Here is a 20380-nt window from a genome sequence, read left to right on the forward strand (position 1 = left end):
CTTTCACGGACGGGCGTGTGGGTCCGCCATGCCGACCGTCAGCGACACCTACATCGAGAACCGCCAGCGGGTCCAGCCGACGCACACGAACAACTACGAGTCCGCCCACGGGGGCAACGTCGTCAAGTGGATGGACGAGGTGGGAGCGATGTCCGCGATGCGCCACGCCGGTGAGACCTGCGTCACCGCCAAGATCAACGGGCTCGACTTCAAGCGACCGATCCCGCAGGGCGACACCTGCCTCATCGAGTCGTACGCGTACGCGGCCGGTCGGACGAGCGTGCGCGTCCGCCTCCGCGCGTTCCGCGAGTCGCCGCGGACCGGCGAGCGCGAGGTGACGACGGAGTCGTACTTCGTGTTCGTCGCCGTCGACGCGGACGGGACGCCGACGCCGGTACCGGCGCTCGGAGTCGCCGGCGACCGCTGCCGGGAGCTCCGCGACGCCGCGCTCGCCGCCGAGCCAGACGAGGATCGCTGAACCGTCCGAGTCGCCTCGGGCGGCGACCTCGCCGCCGGGGAAGATACCGGCCGCGGGAAGAATCAGTGATGAAAAAGACCAGTAATAAAGAAACCGATCGCTGGGGGTTTTTGCCACACCGAAGGGGGGTGAACCGGGGGGAGACGTCGGCTCAAAGACTTACATTTTATAACTAATGAACGTGATGTCCCTCGCGTCGTATGTGGATGATAACCTGTGACATGAGTCGCCGACGGAATCGAGTACACGAGAGCAACGGTGGGGTAGACCCATGACGACGGGAATCGACGTCGCGATCGCCGCGATACCGCTGCTTCTCGCGGGTACCCTGCTGATCGGACTGCTCTGGCCGGCGACGCGCGCGATGCCGATCGCGTGGGTCGCCGCGCTCGCGGTCGGGTACTTCGCGTGGAACATGCCGGTGAACTGGTTGGCGGCGGCGTCGGCGGCAGGCTTTATGACCGCCTTCGAGATCCTCTGGATCGTCTTCGGCGCGCTCGTCCTGCTGTACACGCTGATGGAAGCGGGCGCCTTCGACCGGATCAATCGAGGGTTCGCGACGGTCAGCGACGACCGCCGCGTCCAGATCGTCCTGATCGCCTTCTTCATGGCGACGTTCATCGAGGGCGCCGCCGGCTTCGGGACGCCGGCCGCGGTCGTCGCACCGCTGCTCCTCGGACTTGGTTTCCCGGCGCTCGCGGCCGTCGTCGCGGGCATCATCGGCCACATCATCGCCGTCACGTACGGCGCGGTGGGGACGCCGATCGTGGTCGGGATCCAGAGTCCGATGGAGAGCGTCGAGTTCACCCGCACCGCGATCCAGGACGGCGGGATGACCGTCCAGGAGTTCTCCGTCAACGTGGCGGCGTGGGCGGCGACGTATCACGCCTTGGTCGGGTTCGTGATGCCGCTGTTCGCGGTCGGAATGGTCGTCTACTTCTTCGGTGACCCGGAGGACCGGTCGCTGAAGCCGGCCTGGGAGGTCGCGCCGCTCTGTATCGCGTCGGGGATCGCCTTCGCGGTCCCGTACTGGCTCTCGGCGTGGTTCCTCACGGCCGAGTTCCCGTCGCTCATCGGCTCGATGGTCGGTGGAACCGTCATCCTGAGCATCCTGCGTGCGGGGTACCTCCTGCCGGACGACGAGTGGGAGTTCCCCGAGCGTGAGCGGTGGGCCGATCACTGGGTCGGCTCGATCGAGCCGGGCCAGTCCAACGGCGCGAACGGCGGCTCGCCCGAGGCCGAGGCGGCCGACCTGAGCGGCGGCGAGGACATGTCGCTGTTCAAGGCGTGGTCGCCGTACGTCCTGCTCGTGATCCTGCTGGTCGTGACGCGGGCGATCGACCCGATCTCGAACTTCATCAACCAGGACATCTTCGTCCTCAGTTGGGGCGGGATCCTCGGCACCGACCTCAGCGGAGCCGTCGCGTGGATGAACGTACCGGGCTTCTGGCTGCTCGTGAGCGCCGTGCTCGCGATCCCGATCTTCAGCATGTCCGGCGAGGAGGTCGGTGACGCCTGGAAGGAGGCCGCCCGGAAGATCGTCTCGCCGTTCATCGCGCTGGTGTTCGTCATCGCGATGGTGCAGGTGATGCTCCAGTCCGGCGCGCATCCCGGCGCGCCCGAGGTCGGCAGCATGATCGTCCTGCTCGCGCAGACGACCGCGGATATCCTCGGCCCCGCCTACCCCGCCTTCGCGTCGCTCATCGGCGCGCTGGGCGCGGCGATGGCCGGGTCGAACACCGTCTCGAACATCACGTTCGGCGCGTTCCAGTTCGAGGCGGCGACGCAGCTCGGGCTCCCGCGGACGATCATCGTCGGCGCGCAGGCCGTCGGCGGCGCAATCGGGAACCTCGTCGCGATTCACAACCTCGTCGCCGCGCTGGCGACTGTCGGCCTCCTCGGACAGGAGGGGCGGGTGATGCGGCTGAACATGATCCCGCTGCTGTACTACGCGACCGGCGTCGGTCTGCTGTGTCTGCTGTTCAGCTACGTGCTGTTCCCCGGCGTGTTCTGAACGCGGGAACGGTACTGCGGTGCGGATTTCTTTTTACGATCGATCGACGGTTTGTGTAGAACGCTCCCGAAGCCCCAGCCGCGAGGCGGGCGCACGCTCGCTGTCGTTCGAGACGCCGGAGGCGTCTCGTGACGACGAGAGAGCAAAGCTCTCTCCAACCACGCTCCTCGGTCACTCACTTCGTTCGTTCCCTGCGGTGCTTACGTCGTCATCAGAACGCTCGGCGTTCTGATTGGCTCACGAGAGCTCCACTCTCGTGAACGCCTGCGCCCGCCTCGCGGATGCCCCCTTGAGTCCCGCCCCGCACCGCAACCGCACCTCACGCCTCCCCAGCCTCGTCGCTCGCTACGCTCGCTCCTCCCTCGCGCGCGCACCTCGCGCCCTGCGGGCGCTCGGCGGCACGCGCCGACCGCGTCGTTTTTTATAACTGACCCTCGCGGTCGCTCACTCTTTTTAAATACCGTATTGACGATGCGCGAGATGTGAAAGACGGGGGCCGAAAAAATCTGCACCCGAGAACGGCGTCACGGGACCCGTCGCCTGCGACGCCGGTTCAGTCGTCGGCGGGCGACGGGCTCGTCGCGTCGGCGGCGCCCGCGTCGGCGACGGCGTCGGGCGCGGGCCCGGTCACGGCGTCAGCGACCTTCTCGATCGGGTGCGGCGGGTTCTCCGCGTCCGCGTCGCGGTCGCCCAGCTGCGAGCGGCAGGAGGCGCCCGGCGCGGTCACCGTCTCGCCGTCGCTCTCGTCGACCTGGTCGAAGAGGATCCGCCCGATCGCCTTCGAGATGTCGTAGTGCTCCGACTCGTAGCCGAACGAGCCCGCCATCCCGCAACAGGAGGAGTCGAGCGGGTCCACGTCGTAGCCGGCCCGGCGGAGCACGCCGACCGCGTGGTGGTCCTTGTTCGTCGCCTTCTGGTTGCAGTGGCCGTGGTAGGTGAGCGACTCGGCGGGCGCGTCGAACGCCAACTGCTCGTCGACGCGGCCGGCGTCGAGGTACTCCAGGACGCCGTAGGCGGCCGCGGAGACGGCCTCGACGTCGTCGCCGTCGAGCAGGTCGAGGTACTCGTCCTGGAACATCACCGCGTCCGACGGCTCGACGAAGACGACCGACTGCCCGTCGCGGACGCGGGGCGCGAGCCGCTCGACGTTGGTCTCGGCGCGCTCGCGGGCGTCGTCGAGGAACCCGGTGGAGAACGCCGCCCGACCCGAGGGGGCGAGGTCGTCCGGCACCTCGACGCGGACGCCGGCCGCCTCCAGCACCTCGACGGCGGCCTTCCCGGCGGCCGGGTAGCTGTAGTTGGTGTACGTGTCGGGGAACAGCACGACCGTGTCGGCCGCCTCCTCGGGGGCGACCGTCGACCCGCCGCGCGAGTCGAACCACTCCTCGAAGCTCTCGGAGCGGAACGTCGGCAGCTCCCGGTCCGGGGCGATCCCCGCGACCGCGTCCATCACCTTCCGGGCGCCGGGGATCTTCGACGCCGCGTTCGACACCGGCGCGAGCGTGCTCCCGAGCGCCGAGAAGCGGTCGATGTCGCGGAAGATCCGCTCGCGGAGGCCAGCCCCCTCCTTCTCGTGGTGCTCGTGTTTCACCTCGGCCTTGAGCTTCGCGAGGTCGACCCCCGTGGGACAGTCGCTCTTACAGCCCTTACAGCCGACGCAGAGCCCGAGCACCTCCTCCTGGAATCTGTCGGAGTGGATCTCGTCCTCGTCGAGCTCCCCGCTGATGGCCGCCCGGAGCATGTTCGCGCGGCCGCGAGTCGCCTGGATCTCCTCCTCGGAGGCGCGGTAGGTCGGACACATCACGCCGGAGTCGGTCTCGCGGCAGGTGCCGCAGCCGTTACACAGCTCGACGAGGTGCGAGAAGCCGCCCTCGTCCGTGAAGTCCAGCTCGGTCTGCGGCTCGATCGACTGGTACTCCGGCCCGTACCGGAGGTTCTCCCGCATGTCCGTGTCGGCGGCGGTGTCGGGGTAGCCGCGCTCGGCGGCGGTGTCGCCGTCGACGTAGACGACCTTCCCGGGGTTCATCCGCCACTCGGGGTCGAACGTCGACTTGAGCTCCTGGAACGCGCTCCAGAGGTCTTCGCCGTACATCTTCGGGTTGAACTCGGTGCGCGCGAGCCCGTCGCCGTGCTCGCCCGAGAAGGCGCCGTGGTGCTCTAAGACGAGATCGGTGACGTCCTCGGAGATGGAGTGCATCTTCTCGACGCCCTCCTCCTCCTTCAGCGAGAGGATGGGCCGGATGTGGAGGGTGCCGGACCCGGCGTGCGCGAAGTACGCCGCCGAGGTGTCGTGGTCCGTGAGGACGTCCTCGAACTGTCCGACGTACTCCGCGAGCTCCTCGGGCGGCACCGTCGCGTCCTCGATGAACGGATACGGCTTCGGGTCGCCCTTCATGCCCATCAGAAGCGGGATGGCCGCCTTTCGGAGCTTCCAGATGTCGGCCTGGTCCTCGGGCGTGTACGCCTCTAACACGTCGAAGGCGTCGCCCTCGTCGACGAAGTACGCGTTCGTGTCGGCGATGGCGTCCTCGAAGTCGCCGACGAGCTCGGAGTCCCACTCTAACATGAGCGCCGCGGCCGCGCGGTCCGGGATCGGCTCGGCGTACTGCGCGAACTCCTGTGAGCCGGCGGCGAGCGAGAACACCTCGTCGTCCATCAGCTCGACCGCGCTCACCGGGAACTCCAGCGCCTCGGGCACCGCCTTCATCGCGTCGTTCAGCGAGTCGAACATGTACAGCGCGAGCGCCGTCTCCTCGGGGCGGGTGACGAGCGACACCTCGGCCTCGACGATCGTGCCGAGCGTCCCCTCGGCGCCGACGAACAGCTTCGAGAGGTTGATAACCTCCTCGCCGTCGTCGTTCTCGTAGATCACCTTATGCAGGTTGTACCCGGAGACGGAGCGCTTGAGGTTCGGGTACTTCTCGTCGATCTCGGCCTCGTTCTCCGCGACGAGTTCGCGGGTCGTCTCGTACAGCGCGGCCTCCTGATCGTCTTTTCCGACGATCTCCTCGTACTCCGGGGAGTCGAGGACGACCTCGCGGGTCTCGATGAGCGACCCGTCCGCGAGCACGACTTTCAGCCGCTCCGTGTACGCGTCGGTGATCCCGTAGCGCACCGAGTGCGCGCCCGTGGAGTTGTTGCCGATGCCGCCGACGACCGTCGCGCGCGCCGAGGAGGCCGGGTCGGGGGCGAACTTCAGCCCGTCCTCGGCCAGCCGGTCGTCGAGGTGGTCCTGGACGACGCCGGGCTGGACCACCGCCCGGCGGTCGTCGGGCCGGACGTCCACGATCTCGTCCATATACTTCGAGAAGTCGAGCACGACGCAGCCTGGGCCGACGGTCTGACCGCCGAGCGAGGAACCGGCGCCCCGCGGGATGACGGGGACCTCGTGGTCGGCCGCGACCCGCATCGTCGCCTGCACGTCGTCGATCGAGCGCGGCGTCACGACGCCGGCCGGGCGCGCCTGGTAGATGCTGCCGTCGGTCGCGTACAGCACCTGCGCGTACTCGTCGAACTGGACCTCGCCGGCGACGCGCTCGCGGAGGTCCTCCGCGAGCGCCCGATAGGCGGGTACGTCCGGACGGTCGTGGCCGAGCGCGGCCGACGACGTGTCCAGGTCGGGTGTGTCAGCTCCCCACGCGGGCTCACTTGCCATAGTACTACTCCGAGTCGAAAGGAGAATAAATCCTTTGTTAAAGATAAATATGATCGGGAGTCGACGGCGGCGGCCGATAGCCGCGCTGTTCCGCTTTTTTCACGCACACAGTAAGGTAGAATTTTCAGAAGAGGACGCCCGTCTCGGCGGCGTCCCGCCGGGATTTATTGCCCCGCCGAGCGAGGCCGACACATGGAGATACTCCACACGTGTCTGAACGTGGCCGACGCCGACCGCACCGCCGACTGGTACGTCGAACAGCTCGGGTTCGAGCGCTCCTGGGAGTTCACGACCGCCGACGGCGACACGCGCAACGTGTACGTCTCGGACGACGCCGGCGTCGAGTTCCAGCTGTCCGACACAGACGGCGAGGAGCCGAGCGACGACGGCGACCGGTACGACCACGTCGCCGTCGGCGTCGACGACGTCGACGCGACGTTCGAGGCGATCGACCACCACGGCGTCGTGAAGGAGCCGGGCGACCAGCCCGAGGCCGGCGCGCGCACCGCGTTCGTGAAAGACCCCGACGGACACGCGGTCGAGCTGATCGAGCCGTTATAAACGACGCCAGTGATCGGAGAATAATTTTATAAATATACCCGGAGTGTTGCCGTCGGCTGGATCCACGCGATCGGCCACTCTGTGGTAAACGCCGCCAAAGCCCCAGTCGCGAGGTCGGCGCACGCTCGTTGCGCTCCTCGGTCGCTCACTTCGTTCGCTCCCTGTGGTGCTTACCGTTGCCTGCGCCGACCTCGCGACTGCCCCTTTGAGTCCTCCCCGCACCGCACGGCACCGCGCCTCACACCTCCCCAGCCTCGTCGGTCGCCGAAGGCGACCGACTCCCTCACGCGCGCACCTCGTGGCCGCCACGGGCGGCCACTCGGAGGCGCGCGCCACCGCATCGTTTGTGTATCGGCGATCGTCGTCCTCGCTCACGGCCATTTAACCACTCTATCGCGCCCACCGATCTGCAGCACTCACTCCGTCTATCGAGCAGAGCAGTATCGCTCTAAGACGCGAGCGACGTAAAAAAACAGTGAATCGAACGGGGCCGGTACGCGGTGAGCCGATTACAGGATGCCGGCGGCCTCGGCGGTCTCGACGATGTCCTGGGCCATCTTGTTGGTCGCCTCGTCGACCATCTGGCCGTCGACGCTCACGGCGCCTTTGCCCTCCTCCATCGCCTCGGCGTAGGCGTCGACGATGCGCTTGGCGCGCTCGGCGGTCTCCGGGTCCGGCGCGAACACTTCGTTGCCGATCTCGATCTGCGAGGGGTGGATCGCCCACTTGCCGTCGCAGCCGATCATGTTGGCGTTCTCGGCGGACTCGCGGAACCCGTCGGCGTCCTCGATGTCGGCGTACGGGCCGTCGAGACACGGCAGGCCGGCCGACTTCGCCGCGGCGTTACACTCGGAGAGCGCGTGGTGCCAGTAGTGGCCCGGGTACTCCGGGAACTGACCGATGTCGAGCCCGGGTGTTCCCATCGCCGCGGAGTAGTCGCCCGGCCCGAAGATGATCGACGAGAGCCGGTCGGAGGCGTGCGCGATCTCGTGGACGTTGTGCATCCCCTCGCCGTCCTCGATCTGCGGTTCGAGGCCGATGCCGCCGACCTCCAGCCCGTTGTTCTCCTCGACCTGCGCGAGCAGGTTCTCGACGGTGTGGATGTCGCTGGGGGACTTGACCTTCGGAACGATGATGTCGTCGATGTGCTCGCCCGCCTCGCCGACGACCGTGATCAGGTCGTCGTACCACCACTTGGTGTCGATGCCGTTCATGCGGAAGCTGAGGACCTTGTCGCTCCAGTCCTCCTCTTTGGCCGCCTTGATGAGCGGCGCGCGCGCGTCCGGCTTGGCGTTCGGCGCCACGGAGTCCTCCAAGTCGAGGAACACCTCGTCGGCGTCGCTGTCGGCCGCTGAGTGCATCATTTTCTCGTCGCTCGCGGGCGTTGCAAGCTGCGTCCGGCGAAGAGTGACGTCCGTCATATAGCGGCTCAATCACGCTCGCCCACGGAAATAAAGGTACCTCACCCGGGGGTATTTTCTCTGAGTCGGAAGCGAGTGAACATCGGGAGCAGAGAGGGGAGCGGAAGGGGCCGGTCGCGGGCGGGTTGCCCGCGCGGACGCTTACAAGCGATTACGTCCGAACACAGTGCTCTCGCCGCCTCAGCGGTCCGCGCGCCGGACCGTGGCGACGACGAGCAGCGCGAGCACGAGCGCCCCGACCACCGCGCCGAGCGTCCGCGGCGAGAAGAGGCCGAGCTCCTCGACCGGGGACGCTCCGGCCGGCCCGGACGCTCCGGCCGACTCGACCGTTACGGTCGCCGTCGTCGAGTCGGTCTCGCCGGCGTCGTTGGTGACCATGAGTTCGACGTCGTACTCGCCGGACTCCGAGAACGTCGTCTCCGTGACGCTCCCGGCGGCCGTCTCGCCGTCGACGTCCCAGTCGTAGGCGACGATCTCGCCGTACTCGTCGGAGGAGCCCACGCCCGAGAGCGTGACTGTCTCACCGGGCGCGGCCTCGCCGGACTCGCCGGCGTCGACCGTGATCGCCGCCTCCGGCTGACTCACGGCCGACACCGCGAAGACGGAGAATCCGGGCGTCTCGGCCGCCAACACCACGTCGTCGCCGTCGCGCTCGACGACCGACGTCTCCAGCGCCTGCCACTCGCCCTCCGAGTGGCGCGAGAGCCGGAGGTCCTCCGCGTCGGCGCCGGCCGCTTCGAGCCGGTCGGCACCGATCCGCGTCCGGATCGTGGCCGGCGAGTTCCGAGCCGCTTCTGGGACCGAGATCTCGACCGTCGAGACCCCGGCGCCGGGCGGTTGCCCGGTCGATTCGGGGGCCGCGTCGAGTTCGGTGACGCTCACGTCGCCCTCGACGGCGCCGTCGAACTCGATGCCCTCGACCCCGGTCTCGCCGGCGAATGCGACGCTCGACGTTCCGTCGGGGCCCGCCTCGACGGTCGCGGTTTCGCCCGCGACCGCGGTGGCGCCTTCCGGCACCTCGACCGACGGCTCGTCGGTCGGTTCGTCGTCGGGTGCGTCGGTGTCGCCCGGCGCGTCTGGCGTGTCGACCCCGCCGTCGCCGCCGGGGGCGCCACCGCTACCGCCACCACCGGGAGCACCGTCACCGGTGGATCCGGAACCGTCGCCCGGGTCGTCGTCGCTCGAATCGCTTCCGTCGTCCGGCGCCGGCGCCTCGTCCAGTTCGAGGGCGACCTCCTCGTTCGCGCCGGACTCCCACGCGGCGGTGCCGGCGTCGGCGTCGGCGACCCGGAACGTCACGTCGCCGTCGACCGGCCCCTCGACGGTGAGCTTCTCGTCGAACGCGCCCGAGCCGCCGAACGAGCCGTCGGCGTCGGTCTCGATGCTGTCGCGGACCTCGCCGTCGACGACCGCCTCGACGGTGACGCCGTCGATCGGGTCACCGCCGTCGGTCAGCGTCACCTGTCCGTAGTACGCCGCTGGCGTTGCCGGCGGGCCGTCCTGCCCGGCGACCCCGCCCACGGCCGCGCCGCTGGCGACGAGCGCCACGACGGCGATCGCCACCGCGGCCAGACCGAGCGCGTGTTTGACGTTCATCGGTTCAGTTCCCCGTCAGGGCGCCCTCCTCGGTCTCCTGGGTCGGGTCGACCGGCACGGTCGCGCCGAGCTCGCCGTCGTCGGTGACGAACACCCAGTACCCCTTGAACGGGCTGACGCTGTCGGGGTTCGTCACTTCGCCGGAGGCGTCGAGCCCGTACGGCGTCGTCCGGGACTCGGGGCCGGCGATGGCGTCGATCACGGTCGTGATGTCCGCGGTGGACCCCGCGAACGCGTCGTCCGAGCCGGCGTTGCCGGACGGCGCGCCGACGAAGTTCCAGCCGGCCTCGAGTTCGGCGGTCGTCATCGACGGGACCGGCGAGTCGGTCTCCGCGTACTCGAAGCCGATCCGGAGGTCCTCCTCGCCGTCGTCGACGGAGACCGCGAACGCGTCGAGCGCGTCGACGTCCTCGTCGGCGATCTCCTCGCCGCTTTCCCACTCGTCGCCATCGTACGCGTAGACGGTGCCGTCGAACTCGCCGAATACCTCGCTGACGTTCCCTTCGACGGCCGCCGGGAAGGCGACCGAGTGGGGTTCGCCGTCCGCGGGCACGACGAGATCGTGGCCGAAGTCGGTGCGTTCACCCGGCGGGGTGAAGTCGTCGGGGGTCGGCGGCGCGGACGTCAGGAACGGGTCGTAGACGATTTCGCCGCCGTTCTGGTAGACGTCGGAGTAACCGTCGGTGATGAACGAGACGTTCCCGAGATCCTCCCACTCGTTCATCGTGACGTCGAGGGTCCCGCCGTCGGCCTTGTGCTGGATCGAGTCGACGTCGCCGAACGTGTTATCCTTGACCACTTGCGCGTCGGCGTCGACCTGCGCTTCGTCGGTGCTTTCGATCCCGTAACCGACGCCGGGGTAGGCGTCAGCCGTCGCGTCGATGTCGTTGTACACGACGACCGTTTCGGGCGTTTCCTCGACGTTCGATCCGCCGCTTGCGCGAGTTACGACGGCGAAGGAGTACCCCTCGCTGTCGACGCTGATCGAGTTGTCGAAGACGAGCGTCCCTTCGGTCTCCGCTTGGTCGCTCACGCCGACGACGCCCGCAACCTCGTCGTTGCTGGCGGTGCCGGTGATATCGTTGTCGACGATCTGAACGTCGGTTATCGGCTCGCCGCCGAACACCTGGATGGCGTTGATTTCCTCGAAGCCGCCGTTAGCGTCGAGCGAGACGGTGACCGAGCTGTTGTACACGCCCGCGTCCGATGCGGTAATCAGGATCGCCTGGCGTTCGCTCGACGGGATTCGTCCGTCGTTCGGGCGGACGAACTCGTCGGGTTCGACGGCGAGGTTCACGAGTGCGGAGCCTTCGCCGCCGATGGAGACGAGCCCCTCGATCACGGTGTCGTCGCCAGCGCCGACGACGCTGACGTTCTCGCTGTCGATCGAGACGTTCTCGTCATACGTTCCCGGAGCGACCTCGATCGTCCCGTTCGCCAGTACGACATCATTAGCCTGACTGATTTCTTCGAAGTACGTCGTGAACGAGTACTCGCTGGAACTCTGACTGACTTTAGCTAAGTCAGTCAGGCCTGCGAAGCTGACTTCTCCGGTCCCGACACCGATCGCCGCGGAAGTCCCGTTGAATTCGTTGTTCTCGAAGTAGACGTTGGTGACCGACTCCCCGTCGCCTTCGATGCCACCGACGCCAGCAGTAGACTGACCATTGAACGCGTTGGAAACAACGGCCATGTCCTGTGGCGGCGTACCGTCTTCGGATTTCCAATTAAGCGCCCAAATTCCCGTACCGTCAGCGTTGACAACGTTATTTCGGGCCGTGAAATTGTCCTCGTGCGGAGTCATACCGAACTGCCCGCCATCACCGATTTTGATGCCGTCGACGGTCACGTCGTCCGCGAGGATCTCGATCTGTCCCCTATCTCCGGTATTGTCCGGGTTGATCGTCGCCTCCGGCTCTCTGTCTCCGTCACCGGGGATACCGGCATTGGGTCCTTTCAGGGTGACACCGGGTGCGTCCAGCGTGATCGTGCTTTCGTTGTAAGTGCCGGAAGCGAGTTCGATCGTGTCACCGTTCTCGGCTGCCTCTGCAGCGTCCTCGACCGTCGCGTAGGACGTGTCGTCGATCGTAACTGATCCGTCGTAGAGAGCTCCGGAATCGAAGAACTCGACCGAGTTGATTCCCGGAACACCGAGGACGGTATTCGCGACCGAAAGTTCGTCACCGGACTCGTCGCCGTTTACCGTCGGAGGGTCGCTGTTGTAAAATCGGACATCGACAACGCCGTCATCGGTGGAGATCGCGTTCTCTCCGATCGTGTGGTCAGTACCGATTACGCCGATCGCCTCGCCCGGGAAGTCGTCAGTGGCTTGGATATCGGTAAGTTCGTTTTCGGATACTGTGGCCGAATCCGCCTGCAGGCTGATTCCGACCACAGCGCTCGAAACTACATTGTCCTCAATTCGAGCGTTGGTAGCCACATCACCGGTCTGGATACCAGTGAGGACGTTACTGACAGTCACTCCAGAAATTTCACTGCTGTCAGTGTTGGCGTTGGTAGCACCCAAGCGAACACCGACCCCAATGCCCGTTTCAGGGCCGACAACGTTGATGTCGGAGAATTCGACGCCCTCACCACCAATATCGACGATACGGCCTGAGCTCGGGAGCTCTTCGGCTGAAGCCGAGATCGTCGGTGAGGCACCCTCAGCCGCGGTGATAGTCAGATTATCAATTTCGACCCGGTCGAATCTCTCGTACGTACCGTCACGAACGAGGATCGTATCGCCGGTCTCCGCATTGTAGATTGCCTCTTGGATAGTAACGTAGTCAGTCCCGTCTCCGTTCGCTTGGTCAACGATAATTTCCTCGCCACTCTGTGCCGCCGCACTGCCCGCAAACCCGGCCCCCATCGCGACCACGGACAGCACCATGATCGCGGCGAGGAAGACCGCGCGGAACTGAGCGCGCGTCATCTATTGACCACCGTTCGTTGCGTCGTCCAGCGTGAGTCGTCGGTAAGCATGTGCATAATCGCAGTACTCCACCGTGGAGATGTCCCGACGGAGGGCCGGCATAGGGGTAGTATTTCGCCGCCAGAACCGTCGTTTCCGGACGCTGAAATGTCTTCAGGGAGTGCCTGAAATGGGGTTTGAGACGCTGTACTGCGGAATATGGTATCAGGACTCTACGCGGCATCTATCAGGAAAAACCGTCGGGGTTTAGGACGGAGCCGGCCCCGGCCGCGTCAGTCGTCGGCCGGGGTGCGCGATTCGGCCGGCGGCTCAGCGTCGTCCACTGGTTCCTCCACAGCGTCGGCGTCAGAAGCCTCGTCGAGCCGTTCGTCCGCCTCCTCGGATCGGTGGCGCGCTCGGATCTCCTCGATCGAGCGCGCCTCGACGTTGTGATGGCATATGTCAACAGGCACTGCGGTGTGTTTGCCGATAAGAATTACGCCGATACCGCAACGAAGACGCCTGAAACCGGTGTTGCTACGGCTTTACGAGCACTTTGATCGCCTCGCGCTCGTCCATCATCCGGTACCCTTCGGCGACCTCGTCGAGACCGATCGTCTCGGTGAACACCGGCGCGAGGTCGAGGGTGCCCTGCAGCACGTCGGCCATCAGCTCCTCGGCGTACGCGCGGACGGGGGCGACGCCGCCGGCGAGGGTGACGTTGTCGCCGAACATGCCGAACACGTCGAGTCCCTCGTCGTCGACGCCGTAGGGGACGCCGACGTAGCCGACCGTGCCGCCGGGCCGGACCGCGTCGATCGCGGTGTTCATCGCGCTCGCGGCGCCGACGCACTCCATCACGTGGTTCGGCCCGCCGTGCGTGAGCTCGCGGATCCGCTCGACGGCGGCCTCACCGCGCGCTGACACCGTCTCCGTGGCGCCGAACTCCGCGGCGAGCTCCAGCCGATCCTCGTGGTGGCCCACCGCGATGATCCGCTCGGCACCGAGCCGACGCGCCGCGAGCACGCCGCAGAGACCGACAGCGCCGTCGCCGATGACAGCTACCGTCGATCCGGCCTCGACGCCCGCGCTGACGGCCGCGTGGTGGCCCGTGCCCATCACGTCGGTCAGGGGAAGCAGCGACCGGAGCGTGTCCTCGTCGTCGGCGTACCGGTCCGGGACGCGCACGAGCGTCCCGTCGGCGTGGGTCGACCGGACGTACTCGCCCTGTCCGCCGCCGTTGTCGCCGCCCCACGAGTCGCCGTTCGCACAGGAGGTGTGGAGCCCCTTCCGGCAGAATTCGCACTCGCCGCAGGAGATCGCGAACGGCGCGAGCACGCGGTCGCCCGGCGCGACCGAGGTGACCGCCTCGCCCGTCTCCTCGACGATCCCCATCGGCTCGTGACCGACCGGCGAACCGGGGTCGCGGTCGCTGTCGCCGCGGTAGAACCAGAGGTCGGAGCCGCAGACCGCGGTGTGGGTCACGCGGACGATAGCGTCGGTTGGGGCCTCGATCTCGGGCCGGGCTCGCTCCTCGACGTCGATCTCGCCGGGGCCGTTGAAAATGGCGGCGCGCATGAGTACGGGTCCGGCGGGCGACGACTAAAGGGCGGCGACGGCACGCCCTCAGAGCCGGCTCGCGAACGTTTCCGTCCGCTGAAATACCAGAACTCCGACAGAAAACGAACCCTTAACACGGGGCGACGGTCAGGCGGGAACGAACCGAAGGATGACGCAGGGAAGCGAAATCGACGCCGCGGCGGATCGACCGACGAAACGGAGCGCCGAACCGTGAGCGACGGCCCGACGCTCCGCATCGTCGACGAGCCGGACGACGACCCCGGCGGTGCGGTGCCCGCCCCGGTCCCGCCGGACGATCCCGAGGCGTGGTACGCGTCCGACGTCCGCGCGCAGTACGAGGCCGCGCCGGGCGTCGTCGCCACGGTCCGCGAGCGCGACGGCGGCCGGTTCGGGTACGACGTGCGCGAGCCGCCGCTTTCGCCCGCCGACGAGGCGGCGTTAGCGCGCGTCCGCGACCACTTCTCCGCGGTCCGGCACCGCCGCCCGCTCACCCGGGTCGGGGTCGTCGAGCGGGCCGAGACGGGGTTCGAGCCGAAGTACGACCGCGCGCTTGACCGCCTGCTCGACGCGAGCGCCGCCGCGCGCCGCCGGATCGACTACCACGCGCTGCGGGACCTCCGCCTGCTCGGCGACGTGACGCCGCTGGCCTTAGACGACCGGATCGAGGTTGCCGACGTGGGCGACGAGCGGGAACTCGTCGTCCACACCGAGACGTTCGCGCCCTTAGAAACCGGAATCGACGCCGGCGCCGACTACGTCGAACGGGTCGCCGCCGAGCGGCTCGCGAGGTACGCGGTCGGCTTCGCCGGCCTCTCGGTCGACGTTGTCGTCTACCGCGAGCGGCTGCTCGGCTCCGACGCGTTCGAGACGAAGTACGCCGTCCTCGAACCGGACCTCCTCCCCGGCGACGAGGCGCTGATCGAGGAGTGCAAAGAGCGCATCTGGGAGACGGCCGTCGACGGCGCCGTCGACGACCGCGAGGCGTTCGTCGCCGAGCACGCCCGGCGGTTCCTCTCGCGGCGGCTCACCGCGCGCAACACCCGAGCGTGGCTCGACGCGGCCGCCCACCGCGCCCGATCGGCGCTGGCCGAGCGCGGGCTCGCCGTGCCGCCGGTCGACTCCCGGTACGCCCGCGACCGCCTCGACGACCTGGCGTACTACGTGCTCCGCGACTTCGTCGGCGAGGGGATCCTCACGGTGCCGATCCGGGACCCGAACCTGGAGGACGTCGAGGCCAACCGCGTCGGCGAGCGCGTGAAGGTCGTCCCGCGCGCCTCGGTCCTCCGGGGGCCGGACGGCAAGGACGACGGTCCCGTGGGGAGCGAACCCGATCGCGACGGCCCGACCCCCGACGCCGGTGCGCGGGTCCCAACCAACCTCGCGTTCGAGGACGAGACGACGTTCGTCAACGTCGTCACGGGACTGGCGGCGCGGGACGGCACCGAGCTCAACGCGTCCACCCCGTCGGCGAAGGTGAACCTCGACGTCGACGGGGTCGACGAGACGGTCCGGTGCGCGGTGGCGCTGCCCGTCATCTCCGCCGACGGGCCCCACGTCTCGATCCGGAAACAGAGCGCGGACGCCCTAACTCCCGTCGATCTGGTCGATCGGGGAACCCTCTCGACCGAGCTCGTCACGCTGCTGTGGCTGCTGTACGAGCACCGCGGCGTCGTCCTCTTCGCGGGGCCGACCGGCGTGGGGAAGACGACGCTCCTCAACGCGCACACTCCCTTCATCCCCTTCGACGACCGCCCGGTATCGATCGACGAGGGGTCACGCGAGGTCCGGCTTCCGCACGAGACCGGGGTGTCGCTCACGACCCGCGAGCACGAGGAGCCGTACAAGGCGGTGAGCATGTCGGAGCTGATGACCGAAGCGAATTACCTCAACCCCGACGTCGAGGTGATCGCCGAGATCAACACGCCCGCGAGCTTCGAGACGTTCGCGGAGACGCTCAACACCGGCCACGGCGTGATCGGAACCACCCACGCCGAGGACGTCGAGGCGCTGGTGAACCGCGTGGTCGAGCGGGGGCTCCCGCCGTACCTGCTCCGCGAGATCGACCTCGTCGTCTTCCCGCGGCAGGTCGGCGGCGAGCGGTACGTCTCGCGGGCGGTCGAACCCCTCTCCGCCGAGGAGTACGAGGCGCTCGACTCGGAGGCGAAGCGGAGCCCGACCGGGAACCCGAAAGGCGGCGGCGCCGGCATCGTCGACAAGGGCGGGGAGGCGGTGCACTACAACACGCTCGCGTGGCGCGACGCCGACGGCGAGTTCCGGTTCCCGGGCGCGCCCGAGGCCGACGCGGCGGCCGCGCCGGGCGACGGGCCGCGCCTCCGGGCGTTCGACCTGATCGCGGACCGGACCGACCGCGAGGTCGACGCCGTGCGGTCGGAGTTCCTCGCCAAGCACCGGTACGTCGAGTACCTCGTCCGGGAGGGGGTCGACGACGTCGACGCGTTGTTCGAGTTCCTCGCGGACCTCCGGACCGACGAGGCCGCGACCGTCGAGCGCGCGGCGCGGACGATGGACCGGTCTGCCGACGAGACCGATAGAACGGACGGGCGAGGGCGACCGTGAGCCGGGAGCCGACGACCGACGGCGACGGCGGGCACGGCGGGCTCGGGCGAGCCGTCGACGCCGCCGAGACCGACGGGTTCCTCCGGAGCGGTCGAACGGCGGTGATCGACCGGGCCCTCTACGCGCTGTTCGCCCGACACGCGAGCGACCGTCGGCACGACGCCGACCGGAAGCGGTACCGCGGGACGGCGCTCGACACGGGGTTCGAGACGTATCTGGCGAGGGTGTACGCGCTCTCGTGGGTCGCGGCGCTGGCCGTCGCCGGACCGACCCTCCTCGTGGCGACGGGGGCGGCGCCGGAGCTGCTCGCGGCCGTCGAGGCGCGGGTCGGGGGCGCGGCGTCTGTCGCGTCGCCGTCGCCCGAAGCGGCCGCCGTCGCGCTCGCCGCGCTGGCCGGGGTCCTCGCGAAGCGGGCGACGGTGCGGCTCGGCGGGCTCCACCTCCGGTGGCTCACGGCGACGCGCCGGACGGACATCGAGCGGACGCTCCCGGCGGCGGTCCGGTACCTCGAGCTGCTCGCGTCCGGGAGCGACGGCCCCCGCGAGATGGTCGCGAAGACCGCCGCGAGCGACGCGTACGGCGGGACGGCGACCTCGCTGCGGAAGGCGCTCAACGCGGCGCGGCTCGCCGGGAGCCTCGACGAGGGGCTCCGGCGGGTCGCCCGCGACACGCCCTCGCGGGAGCTGCTCGCGCCGTTCCTCCTGAAATTCCGCAAGCACGCGGCGACCGGCGACGCCGCGCTTGCGGAGTACCTCCGGACGGAGAGCCGGATGCTCGCGCATCGACAGGACCGCGCCCGCAAGCGCGCCCGGCGCTTCCTGGAGCTGCTCACGGAGCTGTTCGTCGCCGTGCTGGTGTTGCCGGCGCTGCTCGTCATCGCGGCGACCGCGCTCACCGTCGTCGTCCCCGAGCTGCTCCCGCCGGTCGACACGCCGGTCGGGGTGGTGCCGACGCGGGCGGTCGTGCTCTACGGCGCCGTCGTCTTCCTCGTCGCCATCGGTCTCGCCGGCGCGGTCGCCGTCGGGACGCTCCGGCCGCCGAACCAGCGCGCGAGCTACGACCTGCCGGGATCTCCCCGCGCGATCGCCGCCTCCGTCGGGCGCAACCCGGCGAGCGCAGCGCTGGTCTGCGCGCCGCCGGCCGCCCTGCTCGCGGTCGGCCTCGCGGTCGCGGGGTACACCCTTGTCAACGTGGTGCTGCTCTCGTACGCGTCGTTCGCGGTGCCCGTTGGGAGCGTCGCGGTCAGGCGAACCCGGATCGACGACGCGAAGGACCGCGAGCTGGCGGACTTCGTCCACGCCGTCTCCGGCCACGTCGCGCACGGGCGCCCGCTCCCGGACGCGGTCGCGGCCGTGGCCCGGGACGTCGACCTCGGGGTGCTCGACGACGACGTGGCCGACCTCGCGTTCGCGCTGGGGTCGACGACGGCGACCGGCGGGTCGGCGGCGGAGGCCGGCGCCAACGGGAGAGCCGGCGAGGACCGCGGGGCCGCCGACGTGCGCGCGGCCGCCATCGGCCGGTTCGTCGACCGCGTGGGAACTCCCTTGGCGGAGGGGACGCTCGGGCTCGTCACCGGCGCCCTGAACGCCGGCAGCGACGCCGACGCCGTCTTCGAAACGCTCCGGATCGAGGTGGGGCAGCTGTACAGCGAGCAGCGGGCGCTCCGCTCGTCGATGCACCCGTACGTCGCGGTCGGCTGGGCGGCGGCCGCGCTGGTCGCTGGCGTCGTCGCCGTCGTCAACACGCAGGTGATCGACGCGGCTCGGCTCGCCGACCTCGCGGCCGCCACCGACCTGGTGACGGAACCGGAGACGGTCCACCCCGACTTGGAGCGTTTCCGGCTGTACGTCGTCACGCAGGCGACGATGCTCGCGTCGGGATGGTTCGCCGGCACCGCCTCCCGCGGGCGCTACGAGGCGCTGCTCCACTCCGGTCTCCTCGTCGCGATCTGTTACGGCGTGTTCACGGTCGGCGGACTGCTGTAGGCGGGGTGGCGGGCGGCGAGGGCGGTCGGCTCGGGAGACGGAGCCGAGCCGGGCGTGCGTCACCGGGCGCGTCCGGCCGCTCGGTATCGCTCTATAGGGCTCCGTACCGGTCCGAAGCAACGACTAAACCGATCCCCTCCGCACAAGGAGTCGTGTCCCAACACAACGGGCAGCCGGACCGCCGAGTCGCGTTCGTCTGCGTCCAGAACGCGGGACGGAGCCAGATGGCGGCGGCGTTCGCGGAGCGCGAGCGCGACCGCCGCGAGGCGGGCGATCGGATCGGGATCGTCACCGGCGGGACGCGGCCCGCCGACCGCGTCCACGACGTCGTCGTCGAGGCGATGGGCGAGCGAGATATGGACCTCGGTGACCGAACGCCGCGGGAGGTGACCCCGGAAGAGCTGGGGGCAGTGGACCTGGTCGTCACGATGGGCTGTTCGGCGTCGGACGTCTGCCCGGCGACGTGGAACGGCGAGAACCGCGACTGGGGGCTCGACGACCCTCACGAGCGTCCGATCGAGGAGGTCCGCGAGATCCGCGACGAGATCGAGAGGCGGGTCGTCGCGCTGTTCGACGAGCTCCTGTCGGAGACCGCGTCCGCGGGGTGAGACCGATGCGAGAGGAGTCGGCCGGCGACGATTCGACGGATCTCGACGGAGTGTCGGTCGAACGGGCGGCAGACATCGTCGGCGACGAGGAGGGAGAACCCGGCGAGCTCCGAGAGACGCTCGCGATCGTCGCTTGCGACGGGGTCGTCCGGCGGGCGGCCGTCGACGACGCGGTCGCGGACGCGTCGCTGGTGGTGACGACGGCCGAGACGCGGGCGGAGCTCGCGGCCGGAAAGCTGGAGGGAGCGCGGGAGGCCGCCGCTCCGGTTTCGGATCTGGAGCTCGTGGCGGCGCGCGTCGACGACTTCGACGCGCGTCTCGACGCCGTCGAGGACCGAGCGGCCGACCTCGGTCGCGCCGTTCAGGAGGTGCTCGCTATGAAGGAGGACGGCGATCTCTACGAGATCGCGCGACGGGTCAGGCGGGTCACGAACGCCGCGTCCGAAGTCCAACGCGCCGCTGACGACCTCCAGTTCGAGCTCGACTCGTTCGAGGAGTGGCTCGCCGACGCCGATCGACGCGTCGAGGAACTCGCCGCCGACGTCGACATGCTCGCGGAGTCGGTGGACGAGCTCGACGGGATCTCCGAGGCGCTCGCCGGCGAGAACGCCGCCGAAACACCCGCCAGCGACGACGCCGATCCGGGGGGCGAGGCGGCACGGACTTGGGCCGCGGCGGGGGTTCGCCACCGGGTCGCGTCGTTGATGATCGCGGACCTCCGATCGGAACTGGCGGCGCTTCAGACCTGGGCCGAGCGCGAATGCGGGACGCCGCCGTCGCACGTCGGGGCCCGGCTCGACGAGGTTCAGGCCAGACACGAGGCAGTCGGAGAACAGCTCACCGAACGTGCCGAACCGGAGTGGACCGCGCGGTTCGGAGATCGGTTGGCCGCGGTCGAGGAGGCGCTCGGCGCGATGGAGCCGCCGGTCGCGTGGGGTGATGTGGAAGCCGTCGTCGAGGAACGCGGCCCCGCGGTCGAGTAGCAAACGA

14 protein-coding genes and 1 pseudogene are annotated in these 20380 nt (G+C 69.0%); 8 read left to right on the plus strand and 7 right to left on the minus strand.

The features are described from left to right. Nucleotides 1-28: 28 nt before the first annotated feature. Nucleotides 29-478, plus strand: a complete 450-nt coding sequence (locus tag FGM06_RS13715; protein ID WP_144799791.1) for an acyl-CoA thioesterase — start codon at nt 29-31, stop codon at nt 476-478. Between the two features lie 271 nt (nt 479-749). Further along, nucleotides 750-2492: an L-lactate permease gene (locus FGM06_RS13720; RefSeq protein ID WP_144799792.1), complete on the plus strand. Its 1743-nt coding sequence runs from the start codon at nt 750-752 to the stop codon at nt 2490-2492. Nucleotides 2493-3045: 553 nt separating this feature from the next. On the opposite strand, the gene FGM06_RS13725 is transcribed toward FGM06_RS13720, so the two are convergent. Continuing rightward, entirely contained in the window at nt 3046-6147 is a 3102-nt protein-coding gene (locus FGM06_RS13725; protein ID WP_144799793.1) for an FAD-binding and (Fe-S)-binding domain-containing protein, read from the minus strand. A gap of 192 nt (nt 6148-6339) precedes the next feature. On the opposite strand from FGM06_RS13725, the gene FGM06_RS13730 reads away from it, so the two are divergent. Next, nucleotides 6340-6708 carry a VOC family protein gene (locus FGM06_RS13730; protein WP_144799794.1) on the plus strand — a complete coding sequence of 123 codons (369 nt, stop codon included), beginning with the start codon at nt 6340-6342 and terminating at the stop codon, nt 6706-6708. Between the two features lie 509 nt (nt 6709-7217). On the opposite strand, the gene FGM06_RS13735 is transcribed toward FGM06_RS13730, so the two are convergent. From FGM06_RS13735 to FGM06_RS16280, 3 genes are all read right to left on the minus strand, one after another. Then, entirely contained in the window at nt 7218-8129 is a 912-nt protein-coding gene (locus FGM06_RS13735; protein WP_144799795.1) for an HpcH/HpaI aldolase/citrate lyase family protein, read from the minus strand. 180 nt (nt 8130-8309) lie between these two features. Further along, complete coding sequence (locus FGM06_RS13740) at nt 8310-9725, minus strand: PKD domain-containing protein (protein ID WP_144799796.1); 1416 nt, start codon at nt 9723-9725, stop codon at nt 8310-8312. A 4-nt stretch (nt 9726-9729) separates the two neighbouring features. Further along, the gene (locus FGM06_RS16280) at nt 9730-11418 is read right to left on the minus strand and encodes a hypothetical protein (RefSeq protein WP_241662577.1); all 1689 of its coding nucleotides are present in this window, start codon (nt 11416-11418) and stop codon (nt 9730-9732) included. Between the two features lie 585 nt (nt 11419-12003). On the opposite strand from FGM06_RS16280, the gene FGM06_RS16285 reads away from it, so the two are divergent. Then, the gene (locus FGM06_RS16285; RefSeq protein ID WP_241662578.1) at nt 12004-12345 is read left to right on the plus strand and encodes a hypothetical protein; all 342 of its coding nucleotides are present in this window, start codon (nt 12004-12006) and stop codon (nt 12343-12345) included. 228 nt (nt 12346-12573) lie between these two features. Here FGM06_RS16285 and FGM06_RS16430 read toward each other — a convergent pair. The 3 genes and pseudogenes from FGM06_RS16430 to FGM06_RS13755 all read right to left on the minus strand — a co-directional run. Next, a pseudogene (locus FGM06_RS16430) lies at nt 12574-12660 on the minus strand (surface glycoprotein); the annotation flags it as partial. 272 nt (nt 12661-12932) lie between these two features. Beyond that, nucleotides 12933-13112 carry a hypothetical protein gene (locus FGM06_RS13750; RefSeq protein WP_144799798.1) on the minus strand — a complete coding sequence of 60 codons (180 nt, stop codon included), beginning with the start codon at nt 13110-13112 and terminating at the stop codon, nt 12933-12935. A gap of 64 nt (nt 13113-13176) precedes the next feature. Further along, complete coding sequence (locus FGM06_RS13755; protein ID WP_144799799.1) at nt 13177-14217, minus strand: zinc-dependent alcohol dehydrogenase family protein; 1041 nt, start codon at nt 14215-14217, stop codon at nt 13177-13179. Between the two features lie 213 nt (nt 14218-14430). On the opposite strand from FGM06_RS13755, the gene FGM06_RS13760 reads away from it, so the two are divergent. The 4 genes from FGM06_RS13760 to FGM06_RS13775 all read left to right on the plus strand — a co-directional run bounded on the left by FGM06_RS13760 (nt 14431) and on the right by FGM06_RS13775 (nt 20373). Then, complete coding sequence (locus tag FGM06_RS13760) at nt 14431-16797, plus strand: type II/IV secretion system ATPase subunit (protein ID WP_144799800.1); 2367 nt, start codon at nt 14431-14433, stop codon at nt 16795-16797. Continuing rightward, nucleotides 16794-18782 (plus strand): type II secretion system F family protein, encoded by a 1989-nt coding sequence (locus tag FGM06_RS13765; RefSeq protein WP_144799801.1) that lies wholly within the window; start codon nt 16794-16796, stop codon nt 18780-18782. The genes FGM06_RS13760 and FGM06_RS13765 overlap by 4 nt, the downstream gene beginning before the upstream one ends. Before the next feature lie 152 nt (nt 18783-18934). Next, the gene (locus FGM06_RS13770; RefSeq protein WP_144799802.1) at nt 18935-19390 is read left to right on the plus strand and encodes an arsenate-mycothiol transferase ArsC; all 456 of its coding nucleotides are present in this window, start codon (nt 18935-18937) and stop codon (nt 19388-19390) included. Between the two features lie 5 nt (nt 19391-19395). Next, the gene (locus FGM06_RS13775; RefSeq protein ID WP_144799803.1) at nt 19396-20373 is read left to right on the plus strand and encodes a halo transducer protein; all 978 of its coding nucleotides are present in this window, start codon (nt 19396-19398) and stop codon (nt 20371-20373) included. The last annotated feature ends 7 nt before the right edge of the window (nt 20374-20380 follow it).

It is taken from the genome of Halorubrum depositum, assembly GCF_007671725.1.
Lineage (GTDB): Archaea > Halobacteriota > Halobacteria > Halobacteriales > Haloferacaceae > Halorubrum > Halorubrum depositum.